The following is an 18,461-nucleotide window of genomic DNA, read 5'->3' as shown; positions in this document are numbered from 1 at the left end:
CGACCGTACGGCCGGACGCCCCGCGACGGACCCCGCAACCGATGACGAAACGCTGACGTCCGCGCCTGTCAGGGCGTCGACGGCCGCCGTCCGGCCTAACGTTCCCGTGTGAACCGCGATCTCCTGCGCGATCTGTACGCGGCCGGGACCGCGGTGCTGCTCGTCGTGGCGGCCGCGCTGGCCGGCACCGCCATCGAGCGCACCGACGGCACCCTCCGCGTCGGCCGGCCTCCGCTGTACGCCAACTGGGTGCCCCACCTGGGCCCCGGCACTCCGGCCGCACTCGCCGTGGCGGTCGCCGTCGTGGCGTACGGCCCGTCCCTGGCCGCCCGCCTGCCCTGGCGTGCCCTGCTCCTCAGCGCCTGGGGCACCGCCATGGCCTGGACATGGTCCCTCGCGCTCATCGACGGCTGGCACCGCGGCATCGCCCGGCGGCTGACGACCAGGTACGAGTACCTCCAGGTCATCGACCGCTTCCACGACATCCCCGGGACCCTGCGGGACTTCACCCGGCACATCCTGCTCCACTCGCCCGGCCACTGGCCCCCGCACGTCGCCGGACATCCCCCGGCCGCGTCGCTCACCTTCGTCCTCCTCGACCGGGTCGGCCTGGGCGGCGGCGGGTGGGCCGGGGCCTGGTGCATCACCGTCGGCGCCACGGCGTGCGTGGCCGTGCTCGTGACGGTGCGGGCACTGGCCGGGGAGGGCCTGGCGCGGCGGGCGGCGCCGTTCCTTGCGCTGACGCCGGCCGCGGTGTGGATGGGCACGTCGGCCGACGGGTACTTCGCTGCCGTCGCCGCATGGACCGTCGCCCTGTCGGCGCTCGCGGTGACGAGCCGGGCGGGGCGCCGAGGACGGGCCGCCGCCTTCGGCTCAGGGCTGCTGCTCGGCCTGACCTGCTACCTCTCGTACGGACTCACGCTGTTCGCACTGCTCGTAGCGGCTGTGCTGCTGCTCGGCCGGAAGCGGAACGCGGGCAGGGTGCTCCCCTTCCTGCTGCTCGGCCTCGTCGTCGTGCCGACGGCGTTCACACTCGCCGGCTTCCACTGGTGGGACGCCTACCACCTGCTGGTCGAGCGCTACTACCAAGGAGCGGGCGGCATCCGGCCGTACGGCTACTGGGTGTGGGCCAACCTCGCCTGCACGGTGTTCGTCGTGGGGCTCGCGACGGTGGCGGGACTGCGGGGCGCCGCCGGCACGCTCGTCCGGCAGCGCGACCGCCTCCGCACCCGGCCGGGCCCGGCCGGCGGCCCCTCCGCCGAGGCACGGCTCGCCCTGCTCGTGTCCGCCGCCGTGCTCGCGCTCCTCGCCGCCGATCTGTCCGGGATGAGCAAGGCGGAGACGGAGCGCATCTGGCTGCCGTTCGCCATGTGGCTGCTGCCGGCGTGCGCGTTCCTCAGCGGTCCCCGCGGCTGGCTCGCGGCACAGGCCGTGCTCGCACTGCTCCTCAATCATCTGCTGCTGACCGCTTGGTGACCGGAGCGGATGCCGGGCGCCCCGTGCCGCGGCAGGGCTACCGCTTCAGCAAGGTGCGGGCTGCCTCGGCGATGTGGGCGCGGGAGATGCCCGCTGCGTCGAGGAGTTCGTCGGTGGTGCCGGATCCCGGCAGGTCGGTGCCGGCGAGGTGGGCGAAGGCGGGGTGGCTGCCGGATGCGCTGAGCGCCGAGAGGACGGCCTCGCCGATGCCGCCTTCGGGGTGGTGATCCTCGGCCACGACGAGAGCACCGGTGTCCTGGGCGGCGCGGGCGAGTGCGTCGGCGTCGACGGGCTTGACGGAGTACAGGTCGATGACGCGGGCCTGAATTCCGTCGTCGGCGAGGCGGTCGGCGGCGGCGAGGCATTCGTGCAGGGTGACGCCCGCACCGACGAGGGTGACCTGGTCGTCCGCGCTGTGGCGCAGGGTCTTGGAGCCGCCGACGGGGAAGGTCTCGTCGCCGGGGTAGAGGACGGGATAGGCGCCGCGGGTGGTGCGCAGGTAGGAGATGCCCTCGACGTCGGCCATGGCTGCGGTCAGGGCGGCCGCGGACGTGGCGTCGCTGGGGTAGAAGACGGTGGAACCGCGTACGGCGCGCATCATCGCGAGGTCCTCGACGCCCATCTGGGAGGGCCCGTCGGCACCGATCTCCACGCCGCTGTGGGTACCGCACAGAGCCATGGTGATCTCGGAGACAGCCGCCATCCGGATGAAGTCGTGGGCGCGGGTGAGGAAGGCGGCGAAGGTGGTGGCGTACGGACGGTAGCCGCGGACGGCCATGCCGACGGCATCCGCGATCATCTGCTGTTCGGCGATGTAGGTCTGGAAGTACCGCTCCGGGTATGCCTTCTTGAAGTCCTCGGCGTGGGTGGAGTTGCCGACCTCGGCGTCCAGGGCGACCACGTCGGGGCGGGCGCCGAGGGCGACCAGCGCTTTGCCGAAGGCGACGCGGGTGGCCACCTTGTCACCGAGGTCGAAGCGGGGCAGTTCCACGGGCTCGGCGGCCGGGGCCGGGGCGGGAGTGGCATCGGGCGGCTGGGGGCCACGTACTCGCAGGTCGCGCGGGCCGCCCAGTTCGGCGACGGCGCGTTCCGCCAGGTCCTCGGGCAGCGGCTTGCCGTGCCAGCCGTCCTTGTCCGCCACCTCGGCCACCCCACGGCCCTTGACGGTTTTGGCGACGATGACGGTGGGGGCCTGCCCATCGGCGGCGGTGGTCAGGGCCTGGTCGATCGCGTCGAGGTCGTGGCCGTCGATGACGATCGCACGGCAGCCGAACGCCTCGGCGCGGCGGGCGTAGCTGTCGGTGTCCCACTCCAGCTCGGTGGGACCGCTCTGGCCGAGCCGGTTGACGTCGATGAGGGCGGTGAAGTTGGCCAGCTCGTGGTGGCCGGCCTTGTCTAGGGCCTCCCATACGGAGCCTTCGGCCATCTCGCTGTCCCCGCACAGGACCCACACCCGGTAGGGCTGCTTCTCCAGGTACCGGCCGGCCAGCGCGATGCCGACGCCGTAGGCAATGCCCTGGCCCAGAGAACCGGTGGCCACGTCCACCCAGGGCAGCACCGGCGTGGGGTGGCCCTGCAGCCGGTGGCCGAAGCGGCGATAGGTCGTCATCAGCTCCTCGTCGCCGACGACACCGGCCGCCTTGAACATCGCGTACAGCAGGGGTGACGCATGCCCCTTGGAGAAGATCAGGTGATCACCCGCGGGGTTGTCGGGCGCCTCCCAGTCGTAACGCAGATGACGGGACATCAGGACGGCCATCAGATCGGCCGCCGACAGACTGGAGGTGGGGTGCCCGGACCCGGCCCCGGTGCTTGCGCGCACCGAGTCCACGCGCAGTTGCTGCGCGAGCTCGAAGAGCTGGGCCGAGTCGCTGGCAGGGCCGAGTGTGGTGTTACTCACCGTGGTCATGGCGGCGCCTTTCGTAGGGGGCGGCGGATGCCGGGTGATGGGTTCCCGGATCCGGGCGGCTGATTACCGCCCGGAGCCCGTCTTTGGCCCCTTTGGCCGGACGGGAGGAACAGTCCCCGGCTCGGCGGCGACGGTGGGCAAGGGGCGGAGCGCCGTCTTCGGGCGTCGCCACGGACCACGGAAGAGCAGGGACACGGGTACGAAGAGGGCCATGCAGCACACCGCCACGAACAGCCAGGCACGCCAGCCGTACGCCTCGACCACGTGGGGCACGATCAGCAGCACCAGGACGGCCATGGCCTTGGTCAGGAAGCTGAACACTCCCCAGGCGGTGCCCTGCAGCCGCGGGTCGACGTCCTCCGCGTTCTCCGAGAAGTTCGCCATCCACGGCCCGTAGGCGCATCCCATGGCGCCGCCGAGGAGTGCACCGGTGACGGCGATGTGCCAGTGCGGGACGCCTTCGCGCCCGATGAGGCTCGCGAGGTATCAGGCGAGGATCGCGGCAGCCGCTGTGCCGGCCACGCACAGTGGCTTGCGCAGCTGCAGCCGGTCCGAGACGCGGCCGGCCACGATGAGCGTGAGGATGTTCAGTACCCAGAACGCCGACATGACCTGGGAGGCTCTCGCGGCTTCCAGGTCGAAGCTCTCCGCGAGCATCGTCTGCCCGTAGAGGGTGAGAGTGATGTACAGCACGAGCCAGGAGGCGATGCCCACCACATGGGCCCAGATGGCGCGTTGGGCGAACAGGTCGCGGGCGCGGGGCGGCGCGGAACGGTCCGTCCGGGCCACCGACTCCTGCTCGGACTGGACGATGCGGGCCCGGAGTTCGGGTGAGAGGTCCGCGATGTTGAAGGCGATCACCACGGAGAGGATGAGCGAGACCACCCCCATGATGACGAACTGTGAACGCCAGGAGTCATCGAAGAGCGGCAGTGTGAGGCTCGCGACCGTCGCGGCCAGGAAGCTCGCCCCGACCGGCCCCCAGGTCCAGAAGCCGAATGCCTGGGCGCGGCCCATCCGCGGGGAGAAGTCCCGCACGAGCGGCGCGGTCCCGGCCATGGCCATGCCGTCGACGACCGACAACACGGCGCGTACAGCCAGGAGTTGACCGGGCGAGTGGACCGTGGTCATCAGGAAGCAGCACACCGCGGTGAGCATCAGCAGGGGCACGATCAGCCGGACACGGCCCACGGCGTCGGTGAGTCGCCCGCCCACCACCGAGGCGACGGCCCCGGCGACGAGTGCCGTCGCCGAGACCGCGCCATAGGTGCTCAGCGAGATGTCCAGGTCTTCGAGAAGCAGCGGCACCACCGGGGCGATCTGCCCCTCGTAGGAAGCGATCAGGACAGCGAGCACCGCCATGGAGAGGATGCGCATCCGCTGTCCACTGGTCGGGTACTCGTCGAGTTCGCGCACATGGAAGAGCCTCATTGCTCTGCCCGCCCTTTCCTTGAAGGGGTCCCCCGAGAACGTCTCGGTGGGTGACGCGGGTGTGCCGGGTGTGCCGGGTGTGCCGGGTGTGCCGGGTGTGACAGGTGTACGGGATGGAGTGGTACGCGGCCGGTTCAGGCCCAGGTGACCAGCGCGTCCAGCGCCTCCACCCGTGCACCGCGCACCCACAGGGGGTTGACCTCCAGCGACTCCAGGCGGGGGCCCAGCGACCCGGCGAGCTCGCCGATCCGCACGACCACCTCGGCGACGGCGTCGAGGTCGGCGGGCTCGGTGCCGCGCGCCCCGTCGAGCAGTCGTGCGCCGCGCAACTCGCCCAGAGCGCTCCGGACGTCTGCGTGGGTGACCGGCAGCAGGCGCAGCGCCGAGTCCGCGAGGACCTCGACCCAGACGCCACCGAGCCCGACGGCGAGGGTGAGCCCCCAGGTCGGGTCGCGGACCACGCCGACGAGGAGCTCCGTCCCGCCTGTCCGCTGCGGCTGGACGAGCACCGCCGGGTCGGCCCCGTAGCCGCTGCTCTGCAGGGCGGCGCGTACGTCCCGGAAAGCGCTGCGTACGGCGTCGGGCCCGGCAAGACCCAGCCGGACGCCGCCGATGTCGCTCTTGTGCTGAAGGCCGTCGGCCGCCGCCTTGAGGACGACGGGATAGCCCAGGCGCTCGGCGGCAGCGACCGCTTCGTGCTCATCGGCGGTGCGCACGGAGGGAACGACTGGCACGCCGTGCTCGGCGAGGAGCCGCGCGGCCCGGTGCTCCGCCCACGTCTCCCCCGGCCGCCCGGGAGTGACGTCCGCCGGCGCGGGCGCGGACAGCTCCTCTCGGAGCACGTCGGGCAGCGACCGGGACCAGCGCACGGCCGCGCCCAGCGCGTTCATGGCGTGGTCGATCCCGCCGGCGATGTACGGGAATCCGGTCTCCTCCTGCAGGCGGCGGCCGGTCTCGGTGATGTCGGTGAGTACGTTTCCGCTGACTACGACCGGTTTGTCGGTCTTCCGGATGCATTCGGCGAAGGCCCCGAAGTACGCGCGGGCTGCCTCGGGGTCGGCCGGTGGAACGCGGGGCAGGTCGACGAGTGCCAGCACGACGTCGATGCCGGGGTCGGCGGCGACGGTCTCCAGCGCACGGGCGAGGAGGGTGCGGTCGACCAGTACGTATCCGGTCACGTCGAGCGGGTTCTGCACGGTGGCGAAGTCCGGCACGGCCTCCTTGAGCCGGGCCGTGGTCCCGGGCGCGAACGGCGGGATCTCCAGCCCCTCCTGCTCGGCGCGGTCGGCGATGATCTCGCAGGCGCCGCCGGAGGGGGTGACCACGCCGATCCGTCCTCCCGGCAGCGGACCGGTCCGGGCGAGCAGCCCGGCGGTGAGGATCAGCTCCTCCAGTGAGTGGACGCGGAGGACGCCGAGCCGCCGGAAGGCGGCGTCGACGACGCGGTCGTCGCCGACGAGCGCACCGGTGTGCGCCTGCGCCGTACGCGAGGCGAGGCGGCTGGCGCCGATCTTCAGCGCGACGATCGGCTTGCCCGCCTCGGCCGCGCGGCGGGCGACCCGGGCGAACTCCTCGGGGTGACGCACCGTTTCGAGGAAGAGGGCGATGACCTCGGTCGCCGGGTCGTCGACCAGGTGGTCGATGACGTCCGTGACGCTGAGCGACATCTCGTTGCCCATCGACGTGAGCATGCTCAGGCCGACGTTGCGGGCGTGCATGAAGTTGAGCACGGCGCTGGCGAGCGCCCCGCTCTGCAGCACCACGCCGACCGGCCCGGCCGGTGGCGGCTGGGTGATGGCGAGGCCGTACGGGGTGATGCCGGCGGCGGCGTTGACGTAACCGTTCCCGTTGGGCCCCAGCACATTGAGGCCCTTCTCCCGGACGAAGGCGTGCAGCTCCTCCTCGCGCCGCCGTCCCTCGGTGCCGGTCTCGCCGAACCCGGCGGTGAGCACGACGTAGTTGCGGATGCCGAGCTCGGCGCCCTCGCTCAGCACGTCGAGCACGGCCGGTGTCGGCACCATGACGTACGCCAGGTCGACCGGCTCGCCGATGGCGGTCAGGCTCTTGTGCGCCTTGCGGCCGTGCACCTCGGGTGTGCGGGGGTTGACGAGGTGGACGGGGCCTGTGAAGCCGTGGCCGAGCAGATTCTGGTACGTGCTCAGCGACCAGCCCGACTTGTCGGTCGCGCCGACGAGCGCGATCGACCGCGGTGCGAACAAGCCCTGCAGCGAGGTGGCCCTGCCGGGCCGCACGACGGCCGTCATGCCACCATCTCCGCGCGGAAACAAGGGAGTTCGGGCGCTTCGGGCGCGTCGCCGAGCCGAGTGATCTGCAGGCGTACGCGGTCGCCGATCGCCACCGGCTGCTCGCCGACGATCCTGGACATCATGCGGACTCCCTCGTCGAGGTCGATCAGAGCGATGGTGAACGGGGTCTGCTCCGCGAAGGCCCCGAAGGCGCGGTGGACGACGGTCTTGGAGTACACGGTCCCGGTGCCGGCCGCGGCTACGGGCGTCAGCCGCTCGCCGAAGCAGTGCGGGCAGACGATGCGCGCGGGAAAGACGGCACGCCCGCAGTCGCCGCAGCACTGCAGACGCAACTCGCCCACGGCGATGCCGTCCCAGAACGGCTTGGATTCCGCGTCGATGACGATGGATGGCAGGTCCGGCACGCTGCTCAGCTCCCGGAGAGGACGACGGTCGAGGTGGACGAGAGCACGCCGCCGGTGCCGTGGACGAGGGCGAGCTCCGCCCCGTCGACCTGGCGCCCTAGCTGGTCCCGGTAGTCGTGGCGGAGCTGCCGGGTGGCCTCGATGAGCAGGAAGATCCCGTACATGCCGGGGTGGGTGTACGAGAGGCCGCCGCCGTTGGTGTTCATCGGCAGCTCGCCGCCGGGCGCCGTGCGGCCGTCCGCCACGAAGCGGCCGCCCTCGCCGGGCTTGCAGAACCCCAGCGACTCCAGAGTGAGCAGCACCGTGATCGTGAAAGAGTCGTAGACCGCCAGTAGGTCCACATCGGCGTGGGTGACCCCGGCGCGCTCCAGCGCGAGCGGCCCGGTGCGGGCGGCCCCTGTGACGGTGAGGTCCGGCATCCGGGAGATGGACGAGTGGGTGGTGGTCTCGGCATGGCCGCGGACGACGACGGGGCGGGTGGCCACGTCCTGCCAGCGGTCCTCAGCGGCGACCACGACCGCGCCGCCGCCATCGGTGACGAGGCAGCAGTCGAGCTTGTGCAGCGGCTCGGCGATCAGCGGTGAGGCGAGGACGTCGGCCACGGTGATCGGGTCGCGGTAGTACGCGCGCGGGTTGAGGACCGCCCACCTCCGCGCGCTCACCGCGACCTCGGCCAGCTCTTCGCTCGTCACGCCGTACTCGTGCATGTAGCGCGCGGCGGCGAGCGCATACGCGCCTACGGGCTGCGGCAGGCCGAACGGCTGCTCGTACTGCTCGGTCAGTGTCGCGGGCCGCGGACGGCCGCGCGTGCGGTCGCTGCGCTGGGTGCTGCCGTAGGTGATGAGCGCGACGTCGATGAGTCCGGCCTCGATCGCCGCTGTCGCGTGGCCGACGTGGGCTTCGAACGAGGAGCCGCCGATGTTGGTGCCGTCGAGGTGGTCGGGCTGCATGCCGAGGTACTCGGCGAGCGTCAGGGCCGGGGCCCAGGACCAGTTCCCCGCCGTGAACAGCCCGTCCACGTCGTCCGGGGTCAGTCCTGCCTCGGCGAGCGCCGCTTTACTGGCCTGGGCCTGCTGGGAAAGGACGGTGAGATGCGGCGTTTTACCGAGGTCGGACTCGGCGACGCCGACGATCGCCGCGCGGCGCCGGGGGCTCATTCGCCGATGCCTCCCAGCCGCACATGGCCCTTGAGAAGGTTGCGGGCGATGGTGCGCTTCTGGATCTCGTCGGTGCCCTCGAAGATCCGCAGCAGGCGCAGCTCGCGGTACCAGCGCTCGATGGGCAGCTCCTTGGTGTAGCCCATGCCGCCGTGGATCTGCAGGACGCGGTCGACGACCTGGTTGGCCATCACGGCACCGTTGAGCTTGGCGATGGAGGAGGCGTGCCGGGCATCGAGGCCCTGCTGGACCCGCCAGGCGGCGTAGAGGGTGAGCCACTTCGCGGACTCGATCTCCACCTGGGAGTCGGCTATCTGCCACTGGATCGCCTGGTAGTCGGCGATGGGCCGGCCCATGGAGTGCCGGGTCGGGGCGTAGTCGACCGCCATCTGCAGCATCCGCTCGGCGGAGCCGATCGCGCGGGCCGGGATGAGATAGCGGCCCTGCCCGATCCACCGCATGGCGAGCTCGAAGCCCTTGCCGACCTCGCCGAGGACGTTGCGGCCGGGAACGCGCACCTCGTCGAAGACGAGCGAGGCCGGGCCCCACTCGCCCATGGTCGCGATCGGCTCGGACTTCCAGCCCATGTCGCGGTCGGCGAGGAAGCAGGTGACGCCGCCGTCGGCGCCCTTGTCCGGGTCGGTGACCGCGAACACCATCACGAAGTCGGCCTCGTTGCCTCCGGTGATGAAGATCTTCTCGCCGGTGATCAACCAGTCGTCACCGTCGCGCACGGCGCGAGTGCGGATGTTGCGGGCGTCGGAGCCGGCGCCGGGCTCGGTGATGGCGAAGCAGGAACGGCGCTCACCCTCGATGGTGGGCAGGAGGTACTGCTGCTTCTGCTCGTCGGTGCAGGCGTAGAGGATGTTGTCGGCACTGCCGCCGAAGCTGAAGGGGACGAAGGTCCGGCCGGTCTCCATGGCGATGATCGCCGACATCACGGCACCGAGGTCCATTCCCCCGTACTCCTCCGGGGTGTTGACCCCCCAGAAGCCGGACCTGCGGGCCTTGGCGCGGAGTTCGGCGATGACCTCCGGGGCGACGCCCGGCCGCCCCGCACGCTCGTTGCGCAGGACCTCCTGCTCCAGCGGCATCACCTCTTTGGTGATGAACGCCCGGACGGTGTCCCGGATCTGACGCTCTTCGGTGGATAGCGAGAAGTCGACCATCGTCTGTCCCTTCCTGCCGTTGGGCACGCAGGGGCCCGTACCGACCAGGGCTCTGCGTACACACACTCTTCCTAGAACAGAAATCTAGGAATGGGCTCAATGTGCATGCGCCGCTGCGGAGGGTCAATAGGCGGGAACGGGCTCTGTCTTGGGTATGGCGCTCGGCAGTGACCAGTTCTAAAATCTGATTCTGTTTTGGCAGCCACTCCGGAAGGCAGGGGCGATCCGATGCCGCGCAAGGCGGAGCAGCGCCCGGCCAAGGAGGGCGCATGGCAGTGGGGCCGCACGGCACAGACCCGCAGGGCGCTCCTCGACGCCGCCCGTGAGGTCTTCTGCGAACAGGGCTTCACCGAAGCGAGCGTCGCGGCAGTGGTGCGTCGGGCCGGCTCCAGCGTCGGCAGCCTCTACCACCACTTCGGCGGCAAGACGGAGCTCTTCGTGGCCGTCTGGGACGACTACGAGAGCAGCCGCGAGCGCAACGCCGCGGATGCCGTGGCACGGGCCCGCAAGGCCGGGGAGTCGGACCCGCTGGAGCTCTTCCTCGTCGGCACCCGGTCGTTCCTGGAGGACTGCTGGCGGCGGCGCGACCTCGTCCGACTGTGGATGGACGGCGACGCCCCGCCCGGCTTCACACTGATGCGCCGCGCGCGCGGCCGGGAGTGGGTCCGGCAGAACGCCATTCTGCTCAAGGCGGGCGATGCCCCCGCCGACCGGCTCGTCGTCAGCCTGATGACCTCGATCACCGGCGAGGCCGGCCGGGAGATCGCCGCCTGCTCACGCAAGCGCGACGCGGATGCGCTGACCGACACCACCCTCACCCTCATCCGCAGACTCGATCCGCTCGGCATCCGCTGAATACCACTGGTAAGCACGGCATCGACGGTGAGCACAGCACCATCGGTGAACACAGCACCGCCTGTACGACGCGCACATGAGCCCGAAGGGGGTATCCGTGGCCCAGACCGAAGACGGGACGGCGTACTTCTCACCCGATCCCGATCACCACGACACCCTCGTCCCCGCGCCGCACGCCCGCGGCTGGTGGGTGCCCGGCACGGTGCACAGCCGCCTCCTCGGCGGCCTGGCCGCCCGGGCGCTGGAGCGCGAACACGCCGCGGAGGGGCTGCACTTCGCCCGGCTCACCGTCGACATGTTCCGCGCCGCTCCGCACGCCCCGGTCCGCGTCGAGACGACCCGGGTACGCGAGGGCCGGCGCATCCGCGTCGCGGACGCGGTCGTCCACGCCGACGGCACCCCGGTGGTGCAGGTACGCGCCGTACTGCTGCGCACCAGCACCCCGCCGCCCGGCCGGATCCCGTCGGCCGGCCCGTGGGACGCGCCCCCGCCGGACGAACTGCACTCCCCCTACGGGGAGAAGACCGGATTCTGGCGGTTCGACGAGGAGCTGCGGCCGGTGCGGGAGTGGCAGGGCGAGGGACGACGCCGCATCTGGATCCGGGAGCGCCACCCCCTCGTCGCCGGGGAGGCCCTGTCCCCCCTCGTGCGGATCGCACTCGCCGGGGACACCGCCAGCCCGCTGGCCCACGCGAGCGACGAGGGCCTGGGCTACATCAACGCCGACTACACCTTGTGCCTGAGCCGGCTGCCACTCAGCGACGAGGTCGGCATGGAGGCCGGGGCGCACACCGCCGAGGACGGCATCGCCGTCGGACACTGCACCCTGTACGACACCGCGGGCCCCCTCGGTTACTGCGCCACCACGGCGCTCGCGAACCCCGCACCGGCCCGGTGACCGCGGACGGCCGCGGCAACGAGCCGTGCACGCCCCCACGAAAAAGCGCGTGCCCAGCGAACCCCGCATGACATCAACCGCGGCAGTTGGCTCCACTGCTCGGTGTCTACGCCCACGGCCGCAGCTTCTCCGGATTGCGGACCGCCCAGATCCGGGTGACGCACCCATCGGAGACGTCGAACGAGGCCACGGTCATGACGACGCCGGCACGCTGGGCCACCAGGCCCGGCACACCGTTGACCGACCGCTCCAGGAGTTCGAGCCCCGGAGCCTTATCGGCGATGGCGACCATGTACTGGGCGATGCGCGCGCCGCCCTCGACCGGGCGCAGGACGGTACCGACCATGCCGCCGCCGTCGGCGGTCATCACGGCGGCCGGGTCGAGGAGACCGACGAGGGCAGCGATGTCCTTGCTCTCCCATGCCTCTTTGACGTGTCTCACCACGTCGGCCCGGCCGGTCACCGTGACCGGACCGCGCGCGACGTTCACCCGCTCGTCCAGGACGATCTGGTCGGCGGGGTCCGCAAGGCCGGTGGGGCCGGCGCCGCCCGCGTGGTCCCACTCGGTGCGGTCGGGCAGCGGCTCGGGCAGCCACGCGCCGACATAGCGTTCACGACGGGCCCACGCCGAGCCCAGCAGGTCCAGGCAGATGCGGCTGGTCACCGTCGTCAGCCAGGCGCCGGGCGACAGGATCTCCTCCTGCCGGCTGCGCGGCAGCGCGTACCAGCGTGCGTAGGCATCCTGTACGACGTCCTCGGCCTCGGACACCGAACCGAGCAACCGAACGGTGACGGCAACGGCGAACGCACAGCGCACCTCCTCGTTCCTGCAGCTCGCGATCGCCCTGCAGACCCTGACCATCTTCCTTCAGGCGGTCTCCGCCGGACTGCTGCTGACCTCCTCCTACGGAGAGACACTGCACAGCGTCGGAGCCCGTGTGATGTACGGGGCGTCGATGCTGTACGTGCTCGCGGCGGTGCTGGCATGGAAACCGGGCGGCGGCTCGCCCCGGCCTCTCTGGCACGCGTCCGGTTTCCTCGCACTCGCCTCGGTCCAGGTCGTCCTCGGCATCGCGCACGTCCCGTCGGTCCATCTCCCCCTGGGCGTCCTGATGTTCGGCCTGAGCGTGCTGGCGCTGGCCCGGCGCTGAGGTCCGATACGGGGCCCACCCGCTGCTGCTGAAGCAGGTGCGGGGCGACCCGGCGCCGCCCCCACTCCGGCGGTACCTCCTGATGTACCGGGCCTCACCCAGGTGGTGGATTCCGGCGACGCGCCGACCGGACACTCGTGGAGGGAGAGAGCCACGCGGCAGCCGCCTGAAGCACACTGGCCGCATGGACCACATCAGTCAGCCGGGGGCGGCGCCCTCGCGGAGGTTTCCCCCGGAGCCGGAGAGCGTGGCACTGGCGCGGCGTTTCGTGCGGACCGTCTTGGAGGATGTTGCCTCTGAGCCGGTGGAAACAGCCGAGCTGCTGGTCAGCGAGCTGATGACCAACGTGGTACTCCATGCGCGCACGGAGGCCGAGGTGTCGGTCCGGACGCGGGACGACAGGGTTCATGTACGGGTGAGCGATCATCAGCCGTCCTACGGGTTGGTGCCGCAGGGACGCCTGCCTCCCTACCCCGGCCCGGGGCAGGGACTGGCCGTGGTCGAGAAGCTGGCATCCCGGTACGGGGTCGATACCAGCGAAGAGCGCAAGACCGTGTGGTTCGAACTATGGCTGGACGGACGACCGCCACCGCCTTCCGAGTGGCAGACCACTGTGCCGCCGGCCGGCCCCACCCGCACTGTCACGCTGGTCGACCTGCCCGGCGCTCTGTACCTGGCCTCCCAACAGCACCGGCACGCGCTGCTGCGTGAGCTCACTCTTGCCGCGGCCGGCGGAGAGCGCTTCGGCGTGCGTCCGGAGGACCTTGCCACCGCGCACGACGTGAACAACACGATCAGCGCGTGCATGACGGCCGAACTGGAGAAGCAGCCTCCGGCCGCGCACATCCACTCCCTGCGCCTTTCCCTCCCGGCGGATGCCACGAGGGCGGTACTCACCCTGCGCCACGTGCTCGACCTGGCCGAGGAGGCGGCCCGGGACGAGCGTCTCCTCACCTGGCCGGCGCTCCCGCAGAACCGCGTCTTCCGCCAATGGCTCTTCGACCAGATCATCAGCCAGCTCACCGGCGGACCCCCCACCGCGTGGACCGTGGTGCCCCGAGAGCCGAGCTCCAGCCCCTCGGAGCTGGTGCCCTGCGACGCCAGCCACGTGTGGGCCAGCCGGGTCCCCACCATTGCCGCCGACGACGAGAACCGGATCATCGCCGCGAACGGACCGGCGGCCGACATGCTCGGCTGGCAAGCGGACGAACTGATCGGCCGCCGGCTCACCGTTCTCATCCCGGAGCACTTGCGGGAACGCCACGTGGCGGCGTTCAACTCCCTCCTGCTCAGCGGCCAGTCACGCATTCTGGGCCGCTCCGTACCGCTCCCGGCACTGCACCGCGACGGCCGCTTGGTCCCCATCCGCCTGTTCATCCAGACCCAGGGGACGACCGACGGCCGCACCGTGTTCGTCGCCCAGCTCGCCCCCAGGACGGCTCCCCCCGCCCCCTCGCCACACCCTTCCGAAGAGAGCCGGCACGTGGCGCCGCAGGAGCCGGGCGGTCCGGAACTGCCGGACGTCTCGGAAATCCTCACCAGGGAGGCCAGTGCGGAAGCCGGCGGGTCGACGCTGGCACAGCGGCTCTCCCTGCTGACCGACATCGGGGAGGCGCTGAGCAGCTCCTCGAACCTGGACGAGGGACTGCAGCGAGTGTGCAAGCTCCTGACTCAGCGGCTGGCCGACTGGTGCGTGGTGGACCTGCTCGACGGGCCCGGCCAAGTGGAGCGGGTCTGCGTCACCCACCGCAGTCCCCAGGCACTGCCCGCCGAGGCGTACGCCGGCAGGCTCCCGCCGGTGACCGAGGCCGCACGGGGGCCGCTGGCCCGGGTGCTGCGCGGAGCCGGCCCACTGCTGCTCACCGAAGCCCCGTCACCGGGCCGGGCCGAAAGCCCCCTCGACACCCACTACTACGAGCTGTTCGAGCGGATGGGCGCAAGCAGTGCCATGGTCGCTCCGCTCCGGGTCCGCGGTGCGGTCTTCGGCGCCCTGACCCTGGCCCGTACCGGCGAGGGCCGGTCGTTCACCGATGAAGACCTGCCGCTGATCGACGGCCTGGTCCGCAGCCTCTCCATGGGGGTGGAAAACGCCCGTCTGTACCAGGAGACCCGGCAGATCGCCGAGCGCCTCCAGCGCTCCCTGCTGCCCGTACTGCCGGACATCGGCCACCTGCAGATGGCCGCCCGGTACGCGCCCTCCTCCACCACCGCGCAGATCGGCGGCGACTGGTACGACGGCTTCGTCGTCCCCAACGGACGGACCGCCCTGGTCATCGGCGATGTCACCGGGCACGACCTGGAGGCGGCCGTCGCCATGAGCCAACTGCGCAGCATGCTGCGCGGCATCGCCATCGACCGCCAGGAGCCCCCGGGAGAGGTGCTGCGCCGCCTGGACATGGCGAACCACAGCTTGTACCGCGAGGCCACCGCCACCTGCATCTACGCTCTCGTCGCAGGTCCCGAGAGCGGCCCCTGGGAGCTGAAGCACTCCTCCGCCGGGCACCTGCCACCGCTGCTGACCACCAGGGAAGGCGGCACCCGCTACCTGGAGGGGGGCGCCGGCCTGCTGCTCGGCATGGAACCGGACATGCCCCGCCCCGAGGCGACGGATCCACTCCCGGCCCACTCGACCGTACTGCTGTACACCGACGGCCTCATCGAGCGCCGCGACGAATCCCTCGACGACGCCATGGCCAGGCTCTGCCGGCACACCGCCGCCCTGGCACGCGAACCCCTCGACGTGTTCTGCGACGAACTGCTCATCGCCCTGAGCGCCGACAGCGCCGACGACATCGCCATCCTCGCCCTCCGTCCAGTACCCCAAACCTGACCGGAAGCGGCTAGTCACCCTCTCACCTGAAAAGTGAGAAGAAATCGCCCATTTCAACCTGTAGGCATTGACATGCCGCTTCTCCGCATGGCTATAGTTCCGCTCGCTCGAATAACGCAGGCGTTCGAGCGCCACCCCCCACGCCCTGTTCGCGCTGCTCGCTCCACGAGCATGCGCCCAGACTCGCGGGTGCCTGCTCACTGTGGTGAAGGGCAGGCTTCCATGACTTCCATGCGGCGTTACCTGGTATACGTCACGTTATGCACCGCACTCATTGCGGCACTCCTGACGCTCGAGACGGGCAGCAGCCAGGCCACCAACGCCGGCGACGCCCGCGCGGCGGTGCAGCCGGCAGACGCCGGGGCAGCGGCGTCCCGCAGCGAAGCCACCTACGCCTACGGCTCGCACACCCGCCAGAAGCTGGACGCCTACTGGAACCCCACCAGCGGCACACAGCCGGGCGTCGTCATCCTCCATGGCGGTTACTGGTACGAGGACGCCGGCTGGGCCACCTGGTCCCGCACCTTCGCCGACGCCGGGTACGCCGCCTTCTCCGTGGACTACCGCCTCAACTTCGACGCCCCTTGGCCGGCCCAGCGCAATGACGCCCTCTCCGCGCTCGCCTGGATCAAATCCAACGCCGCCCGCTTCGACCTCGACCCGAACCGCATCGTCATCCTCGGGTCATCCGCAGGCGGCCAGATCGGCACGGCAGTCGCCACGTACGGTTCAGGAAACACGCGCATCAAGGGCGTCGTCGGCCTCTCCCCCGTCAACTCCCCCTACCGCGCGTGGAACGACGGCAACCACGACACCAGCACCGCCAAGGAACGAAAGGTCCGCGACAACGCCACCGTCCTGACGCGCTGCTACCCGGACCCCGCAGACACCGGCACCTCGATGCACCCGAGCTGCTGGGGCACATGGAAGGACACCGTCGTCAAGAACCGCGCCTCCGGCGCCAACGACGCCCCCATGTACCTCCTCCACTCCGCAGGCGACTTCATCCCCGTCGCCCACTCCACCGACCTCGAACGCGCCGAGGAGGTCGACCACGACATGCCCGCGAACGGCGTCAAGGTCGAAACCGTCCCCGGAGACGCCCACGGCGGCGCCCTCCTCGACGCACCCGGCATCAAGGACAAGGTGCTGTCCTGGATCGCCGCGCGCACCGGCTGACCGCCAGTGCGCGTGCAGCGGGGCCGACCGGAGTGCTCCCCGCCGGTCAGGAATTCTTGGTCCCCTTCTCCAGTTGCTTCGCAAGGTCCAGGTCGGCCTTCGTCGCTTCGCGGTACACCGTGTCGGCCATGTCCGCCAGTCCGGAGAGCTGCTTGTCGATGTCGCCGCGGCCGTCTTCCCAGTTCTCCTCGAAGCTCTCCATCTTCTCCACGACGCCGTCGTCGCCCATGTCGTCCGCGTAGTTCTCGAACATCTTCTTGGTGCCGTTCATCCGGCCCTTGATGGACCGCAGCCGGCCGCCGAAGCCTTCGAGCTCGCTCAGCGGTATTGCCAGCCGCCCCTCGTCGTTGCTCACCCAGAACCTCCCCTGCAAGGGCAATCACACGGTCACCTGAACACCCAGCCTATGCGCAGGCACCCACCACCGCGCCACCGCGGTTCCGCCCGCCCGTAAGGTGGGCGGCGACCCCGGCTACAAGATCGGGCCGCGGGAGGGGAGTAGACGATGAGCCGTAGAAACGAAGCGCAGACCATCGAGCGCAGCGGATTCCACATCAAGGTGCCGAAGTCCTGGTGGGAGTTCGACATCCGACCCGCATCGCGGGACGACACCATTCGGCAACTGGTCAACGAACGCGTTCGCCGGCGCCCGGAGTTGGCCGAGTACCGGGACGTCTTCTCCTCGTTTCTCCGGAAGGCCGCCCGCGACGCCTGGCAGTCCGGCGCGCTGTACTGCGGCTGCATGGCGGAGTCCTTCGGCGGCGCGGCACCCGTCACCGCCTCGGTGACCGTGTCGGTGATCGGCGCGCAAACCGACGACGGTGAGATCCTGCCCACCGATCCTCAGCTCATCGCCCAACAGATCAGCCCCCGGAAGGCGAAGCGCGAGGGCGACGCGTGGCGCGAGGTCACCACCGTCGAGATCCCACAGGTGGGACCCGTGGCGCGGACCCACGGGGTCGAGGACATCACCGTCCCCGGCGACGAGCGCACCGTGCGGGCGGTGCTGATGCAGACCTTCATTCCCGTTCCCGAACAGCAAGGCACGGTGGCGCTGGTGTCCGGCAGCAGCCAGGTGCTGGATCTGGCGGACTCCTTCTTCGACATGTTCGACGCCATCACCTCCACGTTCCGCTTTGTGTGACGACTCCGCCGTACCGTGACCGTCTCGCGTCTCGCGTCTCGCTGAACACTCGGACCTGCGGGTCCACCGAGGCTCCCTTCACCCTTGTGAGTGACGCAAGTTAGGGTTGCTCTGCGACATCACATGGGCTGCAGTTGAGTGTGTTACGGGGGAGTTGACGTGGGCGGCCACCGGCCGACGGACTGGCACGTGCTGGACCTGGAGAAGGACCCGACCCCCGGCGATCCGGACCGTGTGCGGCAACTCGCCCGCGAATTACACGAGTTCGCCGAGGACGTCGGTACCGCGCTACGGCAGATCACCAGCATGGCCTCCGAGGACGCCGTCCTGAAGTGGTCCGGCCGCTCCGCGAAGAAGTTCAAGGAAGAGTTCGACGGCGTCCCGGGGAATCTGCGGAAGCTGCGGACCTCCTACGACATGGCGGGCGACGCCATCGCCGCCTACTGGCCCAAGCTCGAACGTGCCCAGTCCCTGGCCGACCGGGCCCTGAAGAAGGGCCGCGAAGCCCGCGCCGACCTGAACGCCGCCCAGGGCCGGCTGGACTCGACCACCGACTGGGTCAAGACCGCCACCGCGAAGACGAAGGCGTAC

Annotated in this window: 17 protein-coding genes; 8 read left to right on the top strand and 9 right to left on the bottom strand. The window is 70.7% G+C overall.

The window, feature by feature from the left end; translation table 11 throughout:
• Positions 1-108: 108 nt before the first annotated feature.
• Positions 109-1,476 carry a hypothetical protein gene (locus tag IG84_RS0125455; RefSeq protein ID WP_031061777.1) on the top strand — a complete coding sequence of 456 codons (1,368 nt, stop codon included), beginning with the start codon at positions 109-111 and terminating at the stop codon, positions 1,474-1,476.
• 37 nt (positions 1,477-1,513) lie between these two features.
• Here the strand turns inward: IG84_RS0125455 and IG84_RS0125450 are convergent, their stop codons facing one another.
• The 7 genes from IG84_RS0125450 to IG84_RS0125425 form a co-directional block, all read right to left on the bottom strand.
• Positions 1,514-3,385, bottom strand: coding sequence for a transketolase (locus IG84_RS0125450; RefSeq protein ID WP_031061774.1), 1,872 nt, complete (start codon positions 3,383-3,385; stop codon positions 1,514-1,516).
• Positions 3,386-3,448: 63 nt separating this feature from the next.
• Positions 3,449-3,769: a hypothetical protein gene (locus tag IG84_RS39030; RefSeq protein ID WP_051862392.1), complete on the bottom strand. Its 321-nt coding sequence runs from the start codon at positions 3,767-3,769 to the stop codon at positions 3,449-3,451.
• 102 nt (positions 3,770-3,871) lie between these two features.
• A complete protein-coding gene (locus IG84_RS38210) occupies positions 3,872-4,816 on the bottom strand; it encodes an MFS transporter (protein WP_051862390.1) in 945 nt (314 codons plus the stop codon).
• A gap of 134 nt (positions 4,817-4,950) precedes the next feature.
• Entirely contained in the window at positions 4,951-7,080 is a 2,130-nt protein-coding gene (locus IG84_RS0125440) for an acetate--CoA ligase family protein (protein WP_031061770.1), read from the bottom strand.
• Positions 7,077-7,487, bottom strand: a complete 411-nt coding sequence (locus IG84_RS38205; RefSeq protein WP_037800869.1) for a Zn-ribbon domain-containing OB-fold protein — start codon at positions 7,485-7,487, stop codon at positions 7,077-7,079. The genes IG84_RS0125440 and IG84_RS38205 overlap by 4 nt, the downstream gene beginning before the upstream one ends.
• Before the next feature lie 5 nt (positions 7,488-7,492).
• Positions 7,493-8,644, bottom strand: coding sequence for an acetyl-CoA acetyltransferase (locus tag IG84_RS0125430; protein ID WP_031061765.1), 1,152 nt, complete (start codon positions 8,642-8,644; stop codon positions 7,493-7,495).
• The gene (locus tag IG84_RS0125425; protein WP_211266517.1) at positions 8,641-9,840 is read right to left on the bottom strand and encodes an acyl-CoA dehydrogenase family protein; all 1,200 of its coding nucleotides are present in this window, start codon (positions 9,838-9,840) and stop codon (positions 8,641-8,643) included. Before IG84_RS0125425 ends, IG84_RS0125430 begins: the two co-directional genes overlap by 4 nt.
• Positions 9,841-10,041: 201 nt before the next feature.
• Between IG84_RS0125425 and IG84_RS0125420 the strand changes: the two genes are divergently transcribed.
• Together IG84_RS0125420 and IG84_RS0125415 are read left to right on the top strand one after the other, a co-directional pair.
• Positions 10,042-10,668, top strand: a complete 627-nt coding sequence (locus IG84_RS0125420) for a TetR/AcrR family transcriptional regulator (protein ID WP_031061760.1) — start codon at positions 10,042-10,044, stop codon at positions 10,666-10,668.
• A 97-nt stretch (positions 10,669-10,765) separates the two neighbouring features.
• Complete coding sequence (locus tag IG84_RS0125415; RefSeq protein ID WP_031061757.1) at positions 10,766-11,566, top strand: thioesterase family protein; 801 nt, start codon at positions 10,766-10,768, stop codon at positions 11,564-11,566.
• Between the two features lie 106 nt (positions 11,567-11,672).
• Here the strand turns inward: IG84_RS0125415 and IG84_RS0125410 are convergent, their stop codons facing one another.
• Positions 11,673-12,335: a sigma factor gene (locus IG84_RS0125410; protein WP_417829204.1), complete on the bottom strand. Its 663-nt coding sequence runs from the start codon at positions 12,333-12,335 to the stop codon at positions 11,673-11,675.
• A 19-nt stretch (positions 12,336-12,354) separates the two neighbouring features.
• Here IG84_RS0125410 and IG84_RS0125405 point away from each other — a divergent pair, with 19 nt between their 5' ends.
• From IG84_RS0125405 to IG84_RS0125395, 3 genes are all read left to right on the top strand, one after another.
• On the top strand, positions 12,355-12,717 hold the full coding sequence (locus IG84_RS0125405; RefSeq protein WP_031061751.1) for a hypothetical protein: 363 nt from the start codon (positions 12,355-12,357) through the stop codon (positions 12,715-12,717).
• A 184-nt stretch (positions 12,718-12,901) separates the two neighbouring features.
• Positions 12,902-15,547, top strand: a complete 2,646-nt coding sequence (locus tag IG84_RS0125400; RefSeq protein ID WP_078649373.1) for a SpoIIE family protein phosphatase — start codon at positions 12,902-12,904, stop codon at positions 15,545-15,547.
• 222 nt (positions 15,548-15,769) lie between these two features.
• The gene (locus IG84_RS0125395; protein ID WP_037800868.1) at positions 15,770-16,726 is read left to right on the top strand and encodes an alpha/beta hydrolase; all 957 of its coding nucleotides are present in this window, start codon (positions 15,770-15,772) and stop codon (positions 16,724-16,726) included.
• Between the two features lie 46 nt (positions 16,727-16,772).
• Here the strand turns inward: IG84_RS0125395 and IG84_RS0125390 are convergent, their stop codons facing one another.
• Positions 16,773-17,081 (bottom strand): hypothetical protein, encoded by a 309-nt coding sequence (locus IG84_RS0125390; RefSeq protein ID WP_031061743.1) that lies wholly within the window; start codon positions 17,079-17,081, stop codon positions 16,773-16,775.
• Between the two features lie 150 nt (positions 17,082-17,231).
• On the opposite strand from IG84_RS0125390, the gene IG84_RS0125385 reads away from it, so the two are divergent.
• The gene (locus IG84_RS0125385; RefSeq protein ID WP_031061740.1) at positions 17,232-17,870 is read left to right on the top strand and encodes a hypothetical protein; all 639 of its coding nucleotides are present in this window, start codon (positions 17,232-17,234) and stop codon (positions 17,868-17,870) included.
• Positions 17,871-18,029: 159 nt separating this feature from the next.
• The coding region (locus IG84_RS0125380) for a WXG100 family type VII secretion target (RefSeq protein ID WP_031061739.1) at positions 18,030-18,461 on the top strand (432 nt) is incomplete at its 3' end.

Origin of the sequence: Streptomyces ochraceiscleroticus, from assembly GCF_000720485.1 — a bacterium.
Lineage (GTDB): Bacteria > Actinomycetota > Actinomycetes > Streptomycetales > Streptomycetaceae > Streptomyces > Streptomyces ochraceiscleroticus.
This window is presented reverse-complemented; position numbering and strand designations above follow the sequence as displayed.

Excerpts from the sequence above, each read along its gene's own strand:
- IG84_RS0125450 (WP_031061774.1), bottom strand. The coding sequence starts at position 3,385 with ATGACCACGGTGAGTAACACCACACTCGGCCCTGCCAGCGACTCGGCC.
- IG84_RS39030 (WP_051862392.1), bottom strand. The coding sequence starts at position 3,769 with ATGGCGAACTTCTCGGAGAACGCGGAGGACGTCGACCCGCGGCTGCAG.
- IG84_RS38210 (WP_051862390.1), bottom strand. The coding sequence starts at position 4,816 with ATGAGGCTCTTCCATGTGCGCGAACTCGACGAGTACCCGACCAGTGGA.
- IG84_RS0125440 (WP_031061770.1), bottom strand. The coding sequence starts at position 7,080 with ATGACGGCCGTCGTGCGGCCCGGCAGGGCCACCTCGCTGCAGGGCTTG.
- IG84_RS0125430 (WP_031061765.1), bottom strand. The coding sequence starts at position 8,644 with ATGAGCCCCCGGCGCCGCGCGGCGATCGTCGGCGTCGCCGAGTCCGAC.
- IG84_RS0125420 (WP_031061760.1), top strand. The coding sequence starts at position 10,042 with ATGCCGCGCAAGGCGGAGCAGCGCCCGGCCAAGGAGGGCGCATGGCAG.
- IG84_RS0125400 (WP_078649373.1), top strand. The coding sequence starts at position 12,902 with ATGGACCACATCAGTCAGCCGGGGGCGGCGCCCTCGCGGAGGTTTCCC.
- IG84_RS0125395 (WP_037800868.1), top strand. The coding sequence starts at position 15,770 with ATGACTTCCATGCGGCGTTACCTGGTATACGTCACGTTATGCACCGCA.
- IG84_RS0125385 (WP_031061740.1), top strand. The coding sequence starts at position 17,232 with ATGAGCCGTAGAAACGAAGCGCAGACCATCGAGCGCAGCGGATTCCAC.